The organism is Acinetobacter sp. QJM3NY_42 (assembly GCF_056173745.1).
In genome coordinates, this window is sequence record NZ_CM149689.1 from 1,511,680 (window position 1) to 1,530,348 (window position 18,669).

Annotated in this window: 18 protein-coding genes and 1 rRNA gene; 7 read left to right on the forward strand and 12 right to left on the reverse strand. The window is 38.5% G+C overall.

Features of this window, described 5'->3' with window-relative positions:
- Positions 1-81: 81 nt before the first annotated feature.
- Entirely contained in the window at positions 82-1,299 is a 1,218-nt protein-coding gene (locus tag AC0VYT_RS07065) for a CaiB/BaiF CoA transferase family protein (protein WP_005014158.1), read from the reverse strand.
- 336 nt (positions 1,300-1,635) lie between these two features.
- On the opposite strand from AC0VYT_RS07065, the gene AC0VYT_RS07070 reads away from it, so the two are divergent.
- From AC0VYT_RS07070 to AC0VYT_RS07080, 3 genes are all read left to right on the forward strand, one after another.
- Complete coding sequence (locus AC0VYT_RS07070) at positions 1,636-2,790, forward strand: acyl-CoA dehydrogenase family protein (RefSeq protein ID WP_005014156.1); 1,155 nt, start codon at positions 1,636-1,638, stop codon at positions 2,788-2,790.
- A gap of 54 nt (positions 2,791-2,844) precedes the next feature.
- The gene (locus tag AC0VYT_RS07075) at positions 2,845-4,089 is read left to right on the forward strand and encodes an MFS transporter (protein ID WP_005014155.1); all 1,245 of its coding nucleotides are present in this window, start codon (positions 2,845-2,847) and stop codon (positions 4,087-4,089) included.
- Positions 4,090-4,367: 278 nt separating this feature from the next.
- Entirely contained in the window at positions 4,368-6,077 is a 1,710-nt protein-coding gene (locus tag AC0VYT_RS07080; protein ID WP_034433123.1) for an electron transfer flavoprotein-ubiquinone oxidoreductase, read from the forward strand.
- Positions 6,078-7,250: 1,173 nt separating this feature from the next.
- Here the strand turns inward: AC0VYT_RS07080 and AC0VYT_RS07085 are convergent.
- Complete coding sequence (locus AC0VYT_RS07085) at positions 7,251-7,799, reverse strand: cytochrome b (RefSeq protein ID WP_005014152.1); 549 nt, start codon at positions 7,797-7,799, stop codon at positions 7,251-7,253.
- An 829-nt stretch (positions 7,800-8,628) separates the two neighbouring features.
- On the opposite strand from AC0VYT_RS07085, the gene AC0VYT_RS07090 reads away from it, so the two are divergent.
- Positions 8,629-9,315, forward strand: a complete 687-nt coding sequence (locus AC0VYT_RS07090) for a type 1 glutamine amidotransferase domain-containing protein (RefSeq protein ID WP_005014151.1) — start codon at positions 8,629-8,631, stop codon at positions 9,313-9,315.
- A gap of 177 nt (positions 9,316-9,492) precedes the next feature.
- On the opposite strand, the gene AC0VYT_RS07095 is transcribed toward AC0VYT_RS07090, so the two are convergent.
- The 3 genes from AC0VYT_RS07095 to AC0VYT_RS07105 form a co-directional block, all read right to left on the reverse strand.
- A complete protein-coding gene (locus tag AC0VYT_RS07095) occupies positions 9,493-10,227 on the reverse strand; it encodes an ATPase (RefSeq protein WP_005014150.1) in 735 nt (244 codons plus the stop codon).
- Positions 10,228-10,229: 2 nt separating this feature from the next.
- Positions 10,230-10,490, reverse strand: a complete 261-nt coding sequence (locus tag AC0VYT_RS07100; protein WP_005014149.1) for a hypothetical protein — start codon at positions 10,488-10,490, stop codon at positions 10,230-10,232.
- Between the two features lie 98 nt (positions 10,491-10,588).
- On the reverse strand, positions 10,589-11,488 hold the full coding sequence (locus AC0VYT_RS07105) for a LysR family transcriptional regulator (RefSeq protein ID WP_005014148.1): 900 nt from the start codon (positions 11,486-11,488) through the stop codon (positions 10,589-10,591).
- A 114-nt stretch (positions 11,489-11,602) separates the two neighbouring features.
- Between AC0VYT_RS07105 and AC0VYT_RS07110 the strand changes: the two genes are divergently transcribed.
- Entirely contained in the window at positions 11,603-12,025 is a 423-nt protein-coding gene (locus AC0VYT_RS07110; protein WP_005014147.1) for a CidA/LrgA family protein, read from the forward strand.
- Positions 12,022-12,723 carry an LrgB family protein gene (locus AC0VYT_RS07115; protein ID WP_005014146.1) on the forward strand — a complete coding sequence of 234 codons (702 nt, stop codon included), beginning with the start codon at positions 12,022-12,024 and terminating at the stop codon, positions 12,721-12,723. The genes AC0VYT_RS07110 and AC0VYT_RS07115 overlap by 4 nt, the downstream gene beginning before the upstream one ends.
- Here AC0VYT_RS07115 and AC0VYT_RS07120 read toward each other — a convergent pair.
- The 6 genes from AC0VYT_RS07120 to ybaK all read right to left on the reverse strand — a co-directional run bounded on the left by AC0VYT_RS07120 (position 12,720) and on the right by ybaK (position 17,441).
- Complete coding sequence (locus tag AC0VYT_RS07120; protein WP_005014145.1) at positions 12,720-13,472, reverse strand: adenosylcobinamide-GDP ribazoletransferase; 753 nt, start codon at positions 13,470-13,472, stop codon at positions 12,720-12,722. The two genes, AC0VYT_RS07115 and AC0VYT_RS07120, sit on opposite strands and share 4 nt — an antisense overlap.
- Positions 13,469-14,077 carry a histidine phosphatase family protein gene (locus tag AC0VYT_RS07125; RefSeq protein WP_005014137.1) on the reverse strand — a complete coding sequence of 203 codons (609 nt, stop codon included), beginning with the start codon at positions 14,075-14,077 and terminating at the stop codon, positions 13,469-13,471. The genes AC0VYT_RS07120 and AC0VYT_RS07125 overlap by 4 nt, the downstream gene beginning before the upstream one ends.
- Positions 14,078-15,130 carry a nicotinate-nucleotide--dimethylbenzimidazole phosphoribosyltransferase gene (cobT, locus tag AC0VYT_RS07130; protein WP_005014135.1) on the reverse strand — a complete coding sequence of 351 codons (1,053 nt, stop codon included), beginning with the start codon at positions 15,128-15,130 and terminating at the stop codon, positions 14,078-14,080. It lies immediately after the preceding gene.
- Positions 15,130-15,648 (reverse strand): bifunctional adenosylcobinamide kinase/adenosylcobinamide-phosphate guanylyltransferase, encoded by a 519-nt coding sequence (gene cobU / locus AC0VYT_RS07135; protein ID WP_005014132.1) that lies wholly within the window; start codon positions 15,646-15,648, stop codon positions 15,130-15,132. Before cobU ends, cobT begins: the two co-directional genes overlap by 1 nt.
- A complete protein-coding gene (locus tag AC0VYT_RS07140; RefSeq protein WP_005014131.1) occupies positions 15,630-16,277 on the reverse strand; it encodes a 2'-5' RNA ligase family protein in 648 nt (215 codons plus the stop codon). Before AC0VYT_RS07140 ends, cobU begins: the two co-directional genes overlap by 19 nt.
- Positions 16,278-16,973: 696 nt before the next feature.
- On the reverse strand, positions 16,974-17,441 hold the full coding sequence (ybaK, locus tag AC0VYT_RS07145) for a Cys-tRNA(Pro) deacylase (RefSeq protein ID WP_005014130.1): 468 nt from the start codon (positions 17,439-17,441) through the stop codon (positions 16,974-16,976).
- 238 nt (positions 17,442-17,679) lie between these two features.
- On the opposite strand from ybaK, the gene AC0VYT_RS07150 reads away from it, so the two are divergent.
- The gene (locus AC0VYT_RS07150) at positions 17,680-18,198 is read left to right on the forward strand and encodes a lytic transglycosylase domain-containing protein (RefSeq protein ID WP_050762826.1); all 519 of its coding nucleotides are present in this window, start codon (positions 17,680-17,682) and stop codon (positions 18,196-18,198) included.
- Positions 18,199-18,521: 323 nt separating this feature from the next.
- Here AC0VYT_RS07150 and rrf read toward each other — a convergent pair.
- Positions 18,522-18,636, reverse strand: a 5S ribosomal RNA gene (gene rrf, locus AC0VYT_RS07155).
- Positions 18,637-18,669: the final 33 nt, after the last annotated feature.

Here is an 18,669-nt window from a genome sequence, read left to right on the forward strand (position 1 = left end):
GTTTCGCATTGCGAAATTATAATCTATAATTATATTAAATAGCAAAGAAGCAAACTGGCCGATTGCTTCTTTTTTATCAGTTTACTCAATAATACCTTCGGCTTTTAATTTTTTTAAGTGTTCCTGAGAGGCAACGCGACTTAAAATCTGCTCAGTATGTTCTCCTAGCGTTGGAGGCGCGCGACGGTATTCTACTGGTGTACGCGACATTTTTATTGGTGAACCAATAACTGTTAGTTTTTGCTTATATGGATGTGGCATCTCAACCAGCATTTTTCGGGCTACTACTTGTGGTTCCTGAAAAGCCTGTTCCAAGTTATTAATTACTCCCACAGGTACTTTAACTGCATGAATAGCTGTTACCCATTCATCTGCAGTTTTCTTCAAGAAATGCTTTGATAAAATATCAATAATTTCATTACGATGTTTGATTCGGTCAGCATTACGGCTAAAGCGTGGGTCATTTGGTAATTCTGCTAATCCAATACTCTGACACAACTGAATAAACTGTTTATCATTCCCACAAGCAATAATAAAATCCCGGTCGGCCGCTTTGAATACCTGGTACGGAACAATATTAGCATGCGCATTGCCATAACGGCCTGGTACTTTTCCTGAAGCCAGATAGTTCATTCCCTGATTTGCCAACGTGGCAATTTGTACATCTAGCAAAGCCATATCAATATATTGACCCAAGCCGGTTTCATGCCGGTTCAGCAGTGCTGCCTGAATGGCAATCGTAGAATAAAGGCCTGTAGCCAAATCAGAAAATGCTACACCAACCTTTTGTGGGCCGCCTCCAGGCAAATCATCTTTTTCCCCGGTAACAGACATTAACCCGCCCATCCCTTGGATGATAAAGTCATAACCAGGTTCTTCAGCACGTGGTCCATCTTGACCGAACCCTGTAATAGAACAGTAAACCAGTTGCGGATTGATTGCAGCTAAACTGTCGTAGTCCAGATCATATTTTTTCAGTGAACCAGTCTTATAGTTTTCGATCACTACATCGGTATCCTGAATTAAAGCTTTGATCAGCTCCTGCCCTTCCAAACTGGCAATGTCAATTGCTACAGAGAGTTTATTACGGTTCGCAGATTGATAATAAGCAGCTTCACGTGTGTCATCACCTGCATCATTCTTCATCCAGGGTGGCCCCCAGCTACGGGTATCATCACCATGCTGAGGTCGCTCTACCTTAATTACTTCAGCCCCCAGATCTGCCAGTATTTGCCCACACCAAGGGCCGGCCAATACACGACTCAGATCAAGTACACGAATTCCTGTTAGTGCTCCCATTTTTATCTCACTATCCTGTTTAGTTTGCTATAACGAATCTGAATCTCTATTTACTCAAGATTAAGTTTCGCCTAGCGATATTATCTATTTAATATACTCTCAATTTTTGTAAAACAAAACTCTAGAAGTAAGATATTTTATGAAATATAAGAACTGTCTAAGCAAAATCAAAAATTTAATAAGTTAGCTGCAATAGAAATTAATATCGCATTGCAAAATAAATTATCAAAATATATTGTCATGTGAAATCATTTTCTTTAGTATGCCCAAAAAGAAATATACCGGCTCGTCCGCTTATACCACTTCTGTGGTGAAAATAACGACCAAGGAGATGAAATGGTTCGTGATCAGGAAACCCTGGATCAACTACTTGATATGTTACGTCAGTTTGTTGAAGGCGTACTTATTCCGAGGGAAAATGAAGTAGCAGAAACAGATGAAATTCCAGCAGATATTGTTCAGCAAATGCGTGAACTCGGATTATTTGGACTCACTATTCCTGAAGAATATGAAGGTCTGGGTTTAACCATGGAAGAAGAAGTACGAGTTGCCTTTGAACTGGGTCGCACTTCACCTGCCTTTCGCTCACTTATTGGAACAAATAATGGTATTGGAGCTAGCGGTTTAATTATTGATGGCACGGAGGAGCAAAAACAGTATTATCTCCCGCGTTTTGCTAAAGGGGAAATTATTGGTTCGTTTTGCCTGACTGAACCGGAATCTGGTTCTGATGCCGCATCTTTACGCACGACTGCAGTAAAAGATGACGATTTTTATATCCTGAATGGTACCAAGCGTTTTATTACTAATGCTCCACATGCGGGTGCATTTACAGTCATGGCACGTACTAACTCTGAAATTAAAGGTGCAAGGGGCATTTCTGCATTCATTATTGATAGCAAGACACCCGGAATATCTCTAGGTAAACGTGACCAAAAAATGGGACAAAAAGGTGCTCATACCTGTGACGTCATCTTTGAAAACTGTCGTGTACCTGCCTCTGCCCTGATTGGAGGAGTAGAAGGGGTCGGTTTTAAAACTGCCATGAAAGTCCTCGATAAAGGACGTCTGCATATTGCTGCTTTAAGTGTAGGTGCTGCGGTACGCATGCTGGATGATGCACTGCGGTATGCCGTTGAACGTAAACAGTTCGGTCAGCCAATTGCCAGTTTCCAGTTAATCCAGGCCATGCTGGCAGACTCCAAAGCTGAAATCTATGCAGCCAAATGTATGGTACTCGATGCTGCACGTCGTCGTGACCAGGGTGAAAATATCAGTACGGAAGCTTCATGCTCAAAAATGTTCGCAACGGAAATGTGTGGCCGTGTTGCAGATCGCTGTGTACAGATTCATGGAGGAGCTGGCTATATCAGTGAATACAGTATTGAACGTTTCTATCGGGATGTACGCCTGTTTCGTCTTTATGAAGGAACCACACAGATTCAGCAAATTATTATTGCACGCAATATGATTCGTGAAATGACTCAATAAAACCTCAAGCGCTTTAAGGAAAATTAAAGCGCCCTTAATAGTAGGTAATGGATTATGTCTATAAACACAATAACTTCAAGCATTGGCCCGAATACCTGGAAAATTGCATTCTTATTTGCATTTTTAGCTTTACTGGTCGATGGCGCTGATTTAATGCTGCTTTCTTATAGCCTCAACAGTATTAAGGCAGATTTCGGACTGAGTACTGTTGAAGCTGGCATGCTGGGTAGTTTTACTTTAGCTGGTATGGCAATTGGCGGTATCTTTGGGGGCTGGGCCTGCGACCGCTTTGGCAGGGTCAGAATAGTTGTAATTTCAATTTTAACCTTTTCAGTTTTGACCTGTGGCTTGGGCTTTACGCAAAGCTTTATGCAGTTTGGTATTCTACGTTTTTTTGCTTCATTAGGTCTAGGTTCTCTTTACATCGCCTGTAATACTTTAATGGCAGAATATGTTCCTACCCGATACCGCACTACTGTATTAGGTACCCTACAAGCTGGCTGGACAGTGGGCTATATTGTAGCAACTTTGCTAGCCGGCTGGATTATTCCTGATCATGGATGGCGCATGCTGTTTTATGTTGCAATTATTCCAATTGCTATCGCTATCTTTATGCACATTCTGGTTCCAGAACCGGAAGCATGGCAACAATCTCGCTTGAATAAAGCGATAAATAATCATCACCAGAAAAAAGAGTCAGCCTTTAAACTTATTTTCCAGGATAAACGTAACCGCAATATGTTTATACTCTGGGCACTTACTGCCGGCTTCCTTCAGTTTGGCTACTATGGCGTAAATAACTGGATGCCTTCTTATCTGGAAAGTGAACTTGGAATGAAGTTCAAAGAAATGACTGCTTATATGGTAGGAACTTATACTGCAATGATTCTAGGTAAAGTTCTTGCAGGTTATATGGCGGATAAACTGGGTCGCCGCTTTACCTATGCTTTTGGTGCTATAGGAACTGCTGTATTTCTACCATTAATTGTATTTTATAATTCACCAGAGAATATCCTGTACTTATTGATAATTTTCGGTTTTCTGTATGGCGTACCATATGGTGTAAATGCAACCTACATGACTGAAAGTTTTGCAACTGCAATTCGTGGTACAGCAATTGGAGGAGCATATAATGTCGGGCGTCTGGGCGCAGCGATTGCTCCTGCAACTATTGGTTATCTGGCTTCTGGTGGTTCAATTGGCTTAGGCTTTGTAGTCATGGGAGCAGCCTACTTTATCTGTGGAGTTATTCCAGCCCTCTTTATCAAAGAGAAACAATATGACCCCCAGAACTCTTGAGTTCTTTTCCCCAATAACTGGCCAAAAACCAGTTATTGGAATTTTTTATATAAAAATCCAAATCTAAAACATATATAGATTTAATAGTTTCTAAATATATTCAACTCAGCCTTTTAAAAGAGTTTTAGATACAGTTCTCTGCATTTATTTTTCCTGTTCACCTTTATAGTGAAAAGATAATTTATTTTAGCATCTCAGTATACGTGCTATTTAATAGAGAGTTGCCTTTTTACAAATAACAAATTAATATATCGCTAAGCGAAATGGTGTTTCTAATTATGGAAAATATAGAAAGAGAATCAATGGAGTTTGACGTAGTGATCGTTGGTGCAGGACCTGCAGGTCTTTCAGCTGCGATCCGCATCCGTCAACTGGCGATTGAAAACAACCTACCCGATCTTTCCGTTTGTGTCGTCGAAAAAGGTTCCGAAGTTGGTGCGCATATTCTTTCCGGTGCTGTACTTGAACCCCGGGCCATGAATGAACTCTTCCCCGACTGGAAAGAGCTCGGTGCTCCGCTTAATGTCCCGGTGACTGAAGACAGAACCTTTTTCCTGCTCTCTGACACCACCTCCAAAGAAGCACCGCACTGGATGGTGCCAAAAACCATGCATAATGATGGCAACTACGTCATCTCGCTGGGCAATGTCGTACGCTGGCTGGGTGCCAAGGCAGAGGAGCTGGAAGTCTCGATCTTCCCGGGCTTTGCTGCATCAGAAATCCTCTACCATGAAGATGGTTCGGTCCGCGGAATCCAGACCGGTGACATGGGCATTGGCAAAGATGGACAGCCAACCCATAACTTTATGCCGGGCTACGAGTTGCTGGCCAAATATACCCTATTTGCCGAAGGCTGCCGTGGCCATTTAGGCAAGCGCCTGATCCAGAAATTTAACCTGGATAAAGATGCCGATCCGCAGCACTACGGCATCGGTATTAAAGAGCTATGGGAAATTGATCCTGCCAAGCACAAGCCGGGTCTGGTGATGCACGGTGCCGGCTGGCCATTGTCAGAGACCGGTTCGTCTGGGGGCTGGTGGCTATACCATGCCGAAAATAACCAGGTGACGCTGGGCATGATTGTCGACCTGTCGTACAAGAATCCGCATATGTTCCCGTTTGCTGAAATGCAGCGCTGGAAGACTCATCCCCTGATCAGACAATACCTCGAAGGCGGCAAGCGGATTTCTTATGGCGCGCGTGCAGTCACCAAAGGTGGCCTGAACTCGTTGCCAAAGCTGACCTTCCCGGGCGGCTGCCTCATCGGTGATGATGCCGGTTTCCTGAACTTTGCCAAGATCAAGGGTTCACACACTGCCATGAAGTCCGGCATGCTCTGCGGTGAAGCAGTGTTTGAAGCGATTGCCCGCGGTGTAGAAAAAGGTGGTGAAGTGGGCTATGCCCGTGCGGCTGAAGGCGAAGACTTCTTTGAAAAGGAACTGACTGCCTATACCGACAAGTTCAACCATAGCTGGCTGAAAGAAGAGCTGTACAGCTCCCGTAACTTTGGCCCGGCCATGCACAAGTTTGGCCAGTGGATTGGCGGTGCCTTTAACTTTATTGACCAGAATGTGTTTAAGGTTCCATTTACCCTGCATGACCTGCTGCCCGACTTCAAGGCCCTGCAAACTGTAGAGGCAGAAAGCTTCAAGCCCAACTATCCAAAACCGGATGGCAAGCTGACCTTTGACCGTCTGTCTTCTGTCTTTGTATCCAACACGGTACATGAGGAAAACCAGCCGTCTCACCTCAAGCTGGCTGATGCGTCTATTCCGGTTGAGGTCAACCTGCCGAAATATGACGAGCCGGCACAGCGTTACTGTCCGGCCGGGGTTTACGAGATTGTTCAGGAAGAGACTGGACCGCGGTTCCAGATCAATGCAGCGAACTGTGTGCACTGCAAGACCTGTGATATCAAGGACCCTTCACAAAACATCACATGGGTAACACCGGAAGGTGGTGGTGGTCCTAACTACCCAAATATGTAGTAGCTATTTTAGCTCTTCATTTATTATTTTTTAGGTAAATAAGCCCTCTAGAGGGCTTATTTAAATTAAAGCATCTGCAAGGGCCTACTTACAGAGCTCTGCTTAACCAGCTATATCAGATTTTCAATCTTTATACTTTGTAGCTCTTTAATTTATGTTTAATGCTTAATTTAAAATTACCAACCAGCTTTTAGATTCTCTACAGTTTTCTCATTCTGAGTTATATGCTGTACCCGTGCAGAAAAATAAGATTTAAGTTATCTTTTAAATTAAATAAATTCATATACTTGATTTACTAAAAACTATTTTATTTAAATACAGCGCACAAGGGATGCGAATAGAACAAATTTTTCTGATTTATTATGCTTTAACTCTATATCGCCACGAGTAGTATTAAAAGTTATTTATACTGTCATTCTGATTGATATTTACTTATTCTATTTTCTATCATCTATAAAAGAAAAATGGCAGGGTTCAGTTATCTTCCTTTCTCTATTTACTGCTTACCTAAACAATAAGTATTAATTACACTATGCAATGTGTAATGGCAGCTAAGTTATAAGTTCATAAGATGTAAACAAGCGTTTAGCCAGTATTTTATATCGTTTTTTACTTTTTTCTTTTATTTACTTTCTATAGTCTGGATAAATTTTAAAACTACAAGCAGCATAGTTACTACAATCATTCAATTTATAAAGGTAATAAGACTTTACTATAGCTGCTTTTTCTCAAAAAAATCGATAGTTTTAGTTTGGTTTATAAATTCGGTATCAAATTGTGCTTTTAATTTCTGTTAGCAGAAGCTCTACTTGACCTAATAAAAATAACTATTTTGGCACAGTGCTTTCACTATTAAATTTTATGATTAGTAACTGATTATTATACGCTTTTTAGGGAAAAATTTAAATTAATTTAGTGGCCTGATAAAATTTGATCTTTAAAATTAAAAACCCGCTCATTTGAGCGGGCGTGTATTCAATTGCGCTGATTACACAAGATTTGCCTATTTAACAGACATTTCTATAATAAGATAGATAATGTTTTATTTATATACCTAAAAATAAATAACAGATTTGAATCTATTTACCTTTTAAATCATTTAAATATATATTTAATATTAAAAAAGCTTATTAGATTTAGCCTATTAGCTTAGATATAACTCATCTCAAGACTTCAATGGCCTATCATACTTTTCAGAATATGATCTTTATCAATAAAATGATGTTTTAAAGCTGCAAGTATGTGCCCGGCGACTAATAGACCTGCTCCCCAAGATAAATAGATATGTAAAGACTTTACTACTGCAAGTACCTCCTGATTTGGCTGAATAAGCGTCGGTAAATTGAATAAATACAATACAGGAGCAGGATGTCCAGCGGACCAGCTAAATAAACAGCCTGTAACAGGCAAAGCAATCAAGACAAGATATAAACCTAAATGTCCAGCATGAGCCGCTTTTTTCATCATGGGAGACATACTTGCTGGAAGTTCAGGTACGGGATGCGTATAGCGCCATAATATACGCATTACTAAAAGGAAAATAAGTATGGTCGCTATATTTTTATGAAGAGTAATAATATCGCCCTTAAAACCTCCATTAATTTCATAAGTTAAAAAATTTCCACTATAAAAACCTATAAGCCAAGCTGTAAGAAAAATAAATGCCATCACCCAATGCAGGATTTGTGCTGTACGGGTATAATAAACTGACGAATTCGCCATAAATATTCCTAAAGTTATTTTAAGCTCTTATAAAAAAATAGACAGAGAAGCATTTTTTCTGCCTATAGCCTGTTTTATTGAATTTTAATTATATTCTTGGCTGGATTAAACGAGAGCAAATAAAACACATCGTTTCGAAATTGAAATGCTTATCCTCTACATGAAGTTAAAATGACCAATGGTGAGATATTATTTATTATTCTAAATAATTATCTTTATTTAATTAAAACTAAATAGTACAAGCTAAGAATACCTGCTCCTATAATTATCCAACTCAAAATTACCAGCCATTGAAAGTGTTTCTATAAGTCTAGCGACTCATATGGAAATGCATGAAATAACCCAGCACTTCATAAAATGAATATCTTTAAACCTATACAGTAAACATTTCTAGAAAAAATCTTAGCCCAGTGTTCAACTGAGTATATGAGAATAATCAAAAGTAATAGATTGTTTATTCATTTAGAAAACCTATAAAATTCACTATAATTAGTTAACCAGTAATTTCCCAGCTCTGAACAAAAAATAAGCTATGAGTAAAGAAGTAATAAGAAAAGCAGGATCAAATGCAGAGGGCTGATCAGATATTTTTTAATTGAGAGGTCTAAAATGAAAATTTTAAACTTTTTATAAACTCATCTAAATTGATCATTTTATTTTTATAAAGTTTAGTGTTCCTTATCAAAAACAATAAAAATATCAATTCACCTGACTTACACTTTTAATGTGAAAAGATGCATAAGCTTACTTGAACATTAACTCTTTCACTTACAAGCTAATTCTGAACTTTCTATTTAAATTAATACTAGCGTTTACTCAGGATAAATTTATGAAAATTCTTATGGTTTTGACATCTCATAGTGCTTTAGGTAATACAGGTAAAAAAACTGGTTTCTGGTTAGAAGAATTTGCAGCTCCTTATTATGTCTTTAAAGATGCTGGAGCAGACATTACGCTTGCTTCACCAGCAGGCGGTCAACCTCCTTTAGACCCAAAAAGTGACGAGCCAGATGCACAAACTGAGGCCACTCAGCGTTTTAAAGCAGATCAGGAAGCACAACAGGCTCTGGCAAATTCACATATTTTGGCGGAAGTACAACCTGACCAGTTTGATGCAGTCTTTTATCCAGGTGGTCATGGCCCACTCTGGGACCTGAGCAATGATCAGAATTCCTTAAATATTCTGCAGTATTTTGATGAGGCACAAAAACCAATGGCTTTAGTCTGTCATGCTCCAGCTGTGCTTAAAAATTTGACTTCAAATGGTCAAAGCTTTGTAAAAGGTAAAAAAGTGACAGGGTTTTCAAATAGTGAAGAAGATGCTGTAGGCTTAACTGAGGTCGTACCCTTCCTTATAGAAGATGAGTTTAAAGCTCAGGGTGCGTTATATGAAAAAGGTCCAGACTGGCAATCTTTTGTGCTGGTTGAGGGGCAACTCATTACTGGACAAAATCCGGGTAGTTCTGAAGAAGCCGCTGTAAAATTACTAGAGTTGTTAAAACTAGAAAAAGCTTAAAACAACTTAGGCTATTTAGATATCAAAATAATTCTAGCTGTTCAAGTATCAGCTAGAATTTATATTATTTAGTATCGAAATCAAAAAAGTTGTCATAGCTATTTTCTTAGATTAGCTTTATTAATAAGCAGGCTAAGCTTGAAAGAAACTGAGCAATTCTATATATAAATAATATTATTATTCAAATTCACTTAAAACTTTTTCTGCAAACCACCGTGGGACTTCCAGTAATTCTGGGTTAACACGAAGTTTTTCCGCATTTTCTACTTCTGCAATAAATGCAGCTTTTTGTCCATTTGAAGAATTATCAAAAATATAGGTGCGGTCTGAAGCTTCTATAGCCTGCATCAGCAGATCCATACTCCGGTAGTAACGCTCACGGATTTTAATTTCAGGCACTGGATGCCCACCTTGGCTTACGCGATATTCAACTCTGGCAATATTAATATCAGGGTCAATTGTTGAGACATAATAAAGATAAGTGCGAAAACCCTGTTTTTGAGCTTCACGCAAGAACTCGATCTTACTGATATGTGACATGACTGTTTCAAAAGTAAAGCTTACTTTGAGTTCGATAAACTTTAAGCGTATGAAGTCGATAATACGGGCAGCTAGGTAAGAGTCCACCTCATCTGGCTGGAAGATAATATTTTCATCTGGCTCTATAATTGGAGAGGTACTAAGTAAGGGCCCGTTTTTACGCTTTTTGGTCTGTAAAAACTCAATAAGCTCTACTGCTTTTAAAGCTTGATGATAGCTCTTGAGATTACATCGACAGGTTTCTTTAAGCTCTTTTTCCAGCTCATCTGCATTTAAATAAGCCCCAATATAATGGGGCAATAAATATTCTTTAATCGTACTTTTACCGGAACCATTTGGACCGGCAAACATTCTGATTCTAGGTTGAGGCATATTTAAATAGCCGTTTCCTGTTTTTTACGCCGTTTCATTACCTGACGCTGCTGCGGCTGTATAGACTGATATGCATGTCCAGTATCTTTTAAAAAGACTTTTTCACCATCTGGCAAGTGTTTAACCAGTTTATGCTGCTCTGTATAAACGACTTCAGAAGAAGCACATGCCTGTTCAAATGCATGCCGAAATGCCTGTATTGCAAGTTTAGGAATCATTGCTTCCTCATGCATGGACATATTCATCATTGTAAGTGCTGACATTGATTCACCTCTGCGCCAATCTGTACGCATTTAGTTCATCTTATCACAAAGCTGAATTTTGTCTATTTTTACAGCTCACCATTTTAAATCTTATCTATTTATAGATGAATCAGCTGCCGGTTATCCTCAATAATATTTAACCATGCTCGAGTGGCAGCTGACATACTGACAGTAGAGTCCCAAGCCATGCTTAAAGTCCAGTTTAAAGAGGGCTCTTGTAAAATAGATATATTAAATTTAGAAGGATCAAGCTTATTACAATAAAGCTCAGGTAATAACGCGATACCCATACCTGACTCGACCATCTTCGCAATAAAATCCCACTGGCTACTTTTACAGATTACATGAGGTACGAAACCTGCCTGATGTGCAGCTTCAGTAATCATATTATTTAAACTAAAACTGTCATCGTAAAAAAGGAAATCTTGGGTTTTAAGCTCTGCAAGACTGACTGTAGTCCTGCCCTTCCATATCGAGTTGCTCACGGAGAGTAAACATAAGGAAGAATTAACCACCGGGATTGAATTAAATACCGGTTTCAATTCACCTAACAATATACCGACATCAACTGTTTTAGCTAAAATTGCCTGTTCTATACCATTTGCACCTACTTCTAGAAAATTCAGCTCAATTTCTGGATATTTTTGATGAAACAATGCAATAAGTGAGCTGAACAATACAGACCCTAAAGGCGGCAAGCCAAGAGTCAGCTTACCTTTCTGTAAAGATTGGATCTGCTGAATAGTATCAGTTATTTTTTTCTGTTCATCCAAAATAATTAAAGCATGCTGATAAATCTGCTCTCCAAGATACGTTAGTCTGATGTCACGTTTGCGGCCGGCTTTACCCTTCTTGAATAGCTCGCAGCCTAATTCGCTTTCAAGTTGGCCAATCGCTTTACTTACCGCAGGCTGAGTAAGAAAAAGTCGTTCAGCTGCCTGACTAAACCCTTGAGAACGCACAATTTCAACAAAAATTTTTAAAGCTTTAAACTCCATAAATAAATTATTCCAAATAGATATAATCATTTTTATATTATTCATAATTTAATATAAAAATTATATTTAAAATAGCGTAGAGATTTTATTTTTATTTAAATTATGGACGCCATCATGTGGTTACGGCTTTTCTATTCCTTAAAATTACTCATCCAGGTTGGACTGTTATTTGTATTTTGGTGTATAGGATACTTACTGCAAAAGTTATTAAATTTACCAATCTCTGCAGCGGTGCTCGGGCTGATAATTACTCTGCTAGCTCTAGCAAGTGGAGTATTTAAACTTGAATGGATTAAAAAAGGTTCGGATTTTATTTTAAATGAACTGGTCCTGTTCTTTATTCCCTGTGTTATTGGTGTGATGAATTATAAGACACTCTTGCTTAATCAGGGATGGCAGTTAATTGTAAGCGTCATATTAGGTACTATTTGCGTTATGATAGTTACCGCCTATAGTATTTACTTAGGCTTTAAATTTGAACATTATTTAAAAGCTAAAAGACAAGTGCCAACTGATCATGCTGGAGAAAAAGCATGAGTACTACAGTTCTGGCTTATTTACTATTATTGCTGACCTTAGTCAGTTATTACTTTGCTAAAAGACTGTATCAGCAGTTTCCTTATTTACTATTATCTCCAGCTTTTTTTGTACCAATCGTACTGGTCACTGGAATGGTTTATTTTCATATTCCTTATGCAACCTATATGCAGGAGAGTCACTGGCTGGTATGGATGCTAGGCCCGGCCACTGTTGCTTTTGCCATACCGATTTATGAATACCGTAACATTATACGCGAACATTTATTTTCAATCAGTTTAGGGGTATTTGCGGGAATGTTAGCTGGTATTTTAAGTGCTTTCTATCTGGCAAGATTATTCAAGTTTGATAATGCTACCACTTATAGTTTAATGTCACGTTCTATTTCTACTCCGTTTGCCATGGAACTTACTGAACACGTAGGCGGTTCAGTAGAACTGGTCATTTTATTTACCATGATGACAGGCGTTGCAGGAATACTGTGCGGTGATCTAGTTTTGATCGCATTAAAACTCAAGTCCCATTTTGCACATGGCGCGGCTTTAGGTAATGCTGCACATGGTTTTGGTACTACCAAGGCTTATATGCGTCACCGTGAAGAAGGTGTAGTTGCCAGTCTGACTATGGTTTTAGCTGGCGTATTTATGGTGCTCGCCGGACCCTTTCTAATTCGGCTTATTTTGCGCTTAACAGGTTAAACCAAAGCTGGCAGATAAAATACAGACAATGCGCATGTTAATAAAATTGTGGTTTCACTTATTTCGATAGCTGCTCCTACAGTATCTCCAGTAATACCCCCGATGCGCTGAATAAATTTAAATCTTAAATAAAGCAGAGTGACGATTCCGCTTGCAAGACCAATTGATCCGGCTAGACTCAAATAACATGAAAGAAAAGTAATGATAATCAATATACTAAAAGCTATAGTGCGGGGTAAATATTCAGTTATAGCTGAACCCAAACCGGACTTACGCACATATGGAGTCGTCAAAAACAGAAACAATGGCGCTAAACGGCCCAAGAGTGGGATTAAAATAATCAAATCATATTGATGCATTTCAATCAGCAAATATAAAGCCGCTAGCTTTAATAAACTGATTAATATGAGGCTTAACACGCCAATTGGACCACAATTTGGGTCTTTCATAATGTTTAAAGTTCGTTCTGGGTCACCAAAACCGCCAACCCAGGCATCAGCAGTATCTGCGAGTCCATCCAGATGTAAACCGCCTGTGAGCCAAATCCATATGACCAGAACAAAAGTGGCTAGCACTAAACTGGGTAAGGCCTGTAAAAGCAAAGTCAAGGCAAAAAGCAGGCCACCGATCATCAACCCAACCAGTGGATAAAACAGTAAGGATTCCGCATTCTGCTTTAGGCTGGGCATCTGTTTTAATTTAATTGGAAAGACCGTCAAAAACTGTAAAGCAATCATTAAACGAATCATTTTTCAGATGCTTCCAGTGCATATGATTGGGGATTATGCGAGTTTAAGTACAAAGTATGGAGCTGCCCTAATTCAGCCGGTATTTTTAAAAGATGATCTGGTGACTGATCTGAAGCCAGACATTTCATCAATTTAATTACGCCTCCATGACAAATAACCAGTACCTGTCGCCAGTTATTTTCTAACATTTGCTGATGAATAAGCTGGAAAGCCCGTTGAATACGATGTTGAAATTCATGTAATGGCTCGGCTTCAGGCGGTGTATAAAATGAAGGTTTTTCCCAGAAACTGGCTAAGAGTTCAGGTTCACGTTGATAAATCTCTTCAGTACTGCATCCCTCCCATTGTCCAAAATTCATTTCTTTAAGGTCAGAATTGAGAATTAAGGGTAATTTCAGCTGTTGTGAGAGCTGTCTGGCAAAGTGTGAACAACGTATAAGTGTAGAGCTATAAATAGCCTGCCACTGAACCGGTTGTTGTAATTTTTCTAGAACTTCAAGCTGCATCTGCTGCCAACCTTCAGGTGTAAGTGCATCGTCAGTATAGCCACGTAAAGTATGTCCCAACTCAGTCTGACCATGGCGCAAAAGGTCTAGCTGTAACATCTAAACTTTTTCACCAATTACTGCTGCTTCGGCAAAAGTCGCCATTTGATTATGTAAAGCGCAAGCTAATTTAATTATACCTAAGGCAGCACCAGCACCGCTGGCTTCCCCCAACCGCAAGTTCAATTTTAAAAGTGGCTGGGCTTGAAGTTCAGCAAGTATACGCTGGTGGCCATACTCAGCGGACTGATGTCCAAATAGCATCCAATACCGTACTGCTGAATTCAAACGTACAGCACATAATGCAGATACTGAGCTGATAAAACCATCAACTATTATAGGTAAGCCAAGTTGTGCACAGCGTATATAAGCTCCTGTCATCGCTGCGAGCTCTAAACCACCTACAGCACTAAGAATTTTAAAAGCATCTGATCCTGCATAACTTTTATGTAGCTCAATAGCCTGATCAATAACCTGCTTTTTATAAGATAACTGCTCTTGCCGAATACCAGTCCCTACACCTGTTAATTTCTCTGCAGGTTCATTCAATAATAGACATGCTACAGCTGAAGCAGAACAAGTATTTCCAATCCCCATTTCCCCGGCAACAAAGAGTGAAGCTTGCTCTGCCACAGCCTCCTCTACACTTTTTGCACCAAGTTCCATTGCCTGTTTACACTGCTCTTCGGTCATGGCAGTTTGTGTGGCAAAGTTAGCAGTTCCTGGCGCAATACAGTGACATTCAACGCCAGGATAATGGTAAGGCTCCCCAACTGAGCCGCAGTCAATTACTTTCAACTTGGCATTGTATTCTTTGGCAATAACGCTGATACATGCCCCACCTGTCATAAAATTTTGCAGCATTTGGCGGGTAACAGCTTGAGGATAAGCAGAAATATTCTCTTCCATCACTCCATGATCACCAGCAAAAATTGTAATCCATGGGTAGTTAATCTCTGGACGTTCATTCCCCTGCAGGGCAGCTAAACGGACAGCAACCTGCTCCAGTTCTCCAAGAGAACCGGACGGTTTAGTCAGTTGCGACTGTCGTAGTTCAGCCAGTATTTTTATTTCTGTATTTGGCTGCTTACAAGGTTCTAACCACCAGTTCATTATTTTTCCTCTTTGAGTATTATGGGGAATCCAGCTACACAGAACACTACTTTTTGTACGATTTGCCCAATCTGCTGGTGCAAACGTCCAGATTCATCTATAAATTTACGGCTGATGTTCCCCATCGGCACCACACCAAGACCTGTTTCATTACTCACCAAAATAATCTCGGACTTCAGATTTGGTAAAATAGTTAACAGCTTTTGACACTGACTCATCAGCAGTTCTGAAGCATCCTGTAACAACAGATTACTCATCCACAGGGTCAGGCAGTCAATCAGAATAAGTTGATTTTGAGCATCAATTTCTTGTAATTTTTCTGAAAGATACAAAGGCTCTTCAATTACTTGCCATTCTCGTGGCCGTGATTCCTGATGGTGCAAGATTCTCTCTTGCATTTCTTCATCAAGTGGCTGTGCAGTAGCAATATAAATAACATTTAGCCCGCTCTCTAGAGCTATTTTTTCTGCCAGCCTGCTTTTACCTGAACGGGCGCCTCCTAAAATGAGCTGTAACATATATGACCTAACTTAAAAGTAGTATGAGGATATAAAGGGCCTTGCAGAACTTTTGCCTGATAAGTTCCAAATATTAATTTAGATATATTTAAATTAAACCGATCTACTTTAAACTTCTCAATTCGATCCAATACTTGTTTTGCCGGAAAGGCATCACGATATAAACCTAATGTAATATGTGGATAATATTCTAAAGAAGCAATTTCTGGACAATTTAAATTTAAAGTTTGTCTTAACCGGCTAAGCCATTTTCCAGAATCTTCTATATCAATAAATAAAGCTGTTTCAAAACTATTTAATAGACCTGTTTTTAAACTGAATACAGGAGGTGAAAGTCTTTGTAGCTGTTGTAATTGTTGTCGAAATTGCACTGCACTAAAATCATCATCATAAAGTACTACTGAATCATTCATTTTAAAGCCGCATATAAACAGCGTAATATGAAACTGGCGTTGGTTAGGCTCAAGCAGCAAATCCCGAAAAGATTCACGAATATTTTTTAAATTGGCTACTACTTCTGGATCAGTAATCTCGATATACCAGAGTCCGTATTCCTGGCGGCCATGATGCCATTCGGGATAATCCTGTGTAATGGTAGGAACCGTATATAAATTAGGCTTCAAAAACACGTTAGTTACACATCTATTACAACCCTGCTATTAAAGCATTTAATCATCAATTTTGCTTGGGTGAAATTTATGAAATAAGCTTTTCTCACTCACTATTTCAACAGTTTTTAAATATAAAATAAGAAAGTCACCATAATGTTCAAGTTAGCTCAGGCTGTGCATGTGAATCTTAATTCAAAAAGATTCCTCCATCCTGTCTGCTATTATTTGATCAACTTATGTCTATAAAAAGGAATACGATTATCTCTGGTGATCCACACATGCAAATCTTTAGTAAAGCTGGCGCACGACTTAATGATTTTTTGTTATATAGTTGAAATTACTAACTAAACAAAATTTAGTTGTTCAGGAAAATGATGGCTTCAAGCCATCTTTAATGAGATGCAAGAATTTAAAAAAGCAATCAAGCATCAAAGTGAAAGACGTATTGGTCGTGCAGAGTTCTCCAAATTATTAAATCTAGGGTCCGAAATACTAAATACACGAATTAGAGCAAGAAGATATAAAGAACCTTATAAAGATGGAAGGAAAAGGTTCTGGTTCTACTCTTATGTTCAATTTGTGATTCTTGAGGTAGAATCAAATCATAAAGTCGCTTAATGCGGCTTTTATCTTTTTTATATGATCTGCATAAGTGAGTAACAATGTGAGTTAGACTTCAATATATCCTCAAATTAATAAGCTGAAATAAAGTGATTATTCATCAATAATATCAGCAAATTTAGCACCCAAAACCTGCGCTAGGTCATTAGGTTTAATCCCTATATCCAGCCCTCTTTTCCCACCACTTACATACATACATTCAAGTTCTGTAGCACTAATAGAGATAACTGTTTTTAATCTTTTTTTCTGACCAACGGGACTAATCCCACCTACTAAATAACCAGTTAGGCGTTCGGCATCTTTAGGGTCTGCCATATGTAGTTTTTTAGCTCCTACTGCTGTAGCTATTTTCTTTAAGCTTAATTGATGGGCTACTGGTAAAACTGCGACATAATAATTTTTATCATCGGTGACTAATAATGTTTTAAATACTTCTTTAACTTTCAAGCCCAGTTTTTGTGCTGCTTCTAATCCAAAATTTTTAGTATGAGGATCATGCTCATATTCATGAATACTAAAATCAATTTTATTTACTTTTAATAGTCTACATGCAGGCGTCATTTTTTATTACCTTTAAATCAGTATATTTTATATTTTTATATTTAAAAATCCAGATTAACTTAGGCTATTTTTAATATCTAATAATATATGAAAAAATGTAGTAAAAAGTATAGGATGCTTGACTGTCCTTATACTGCATCTTAATATATTTTTCTATAAGTTTTTCTATAGTCGGTTATACATTTTGATTTTGATCAATTATTCAAATGCACAATCTTTTAATAAAAAAAAATCTCTTATAAAAAACTTAATTATAATTACGAGCATTGTAATTATTAGTGGCTGTTCCTCCTTGGGAGGAGGCTCAGTTGCTAAACGTTCAGCCAAGTTAGCTGTGGGCATACAAAAAGCTTATACGGTTGAAGCTGAAACAGCCAATCGGTTATCGCCTATTATTGTAGAAAGTGCAGATAAGTATGCAATCGATCCTTTACTTTTAGCAGCTATGATCCGTCAAGAGTCAAGCTATCGTAATTATGCAATCTCACCAGCTGGTGCAATTGGTTTGACACAGGTTATTCCAAGATACTGGCAACAAAGTTGCCCTAGTGACCTTTTTGAAGAATATAATAATATCAATTGCGGTAGCTATGTTCTAGCAAACTACAATCAGGCAGCTGGAAGCTGGAAAAAGGCACTTGCTTATTATAACGTAGGCCCAACAGGTTATAACTCCAGTTGGAAAATGCGCCGTCAAGGAAAAAAGTATGCGAAACAAGTAAAGCAACATCAGAAAAATCTGAAGCAGGCTTTATAAGAGAAGCTTAATCTATATTTAAGTAATCACTTAAACAGTTTTGATAATAATTATATATTTGAAAAGTATAGATGCTTTTTAGGGGATTAAAAAAGTTGATAAAGCGAATATTAGCTGCATACTCTTATTTATATAAATTATGTTATTCCGAATAATAGTGTCATTGCTTATCTATAGAAAAAAATATCAACCTTAAAAGAACTAGAAGCCACTTAAACCGGACTATCAGCCATTGCCAGCATCACGATGGCTAACTCTTTTTCTTTTACACCTCACGCATAAAAAAAAGCCCCCTCGTATGAGGGAGCTTTTTTAGAATAATGAGCTGGCGATGACTTACTCTCACATGGGTAACCCCACACTACCATCAGCGCTAAGAGGTTTCACTTCTGAGTTCGGGAAGGGATCAGGTGGTTCACTCTTGCTATGGTCGCCAGCACAACTGTTGATGGACTTGTTCGGGTCTGATTT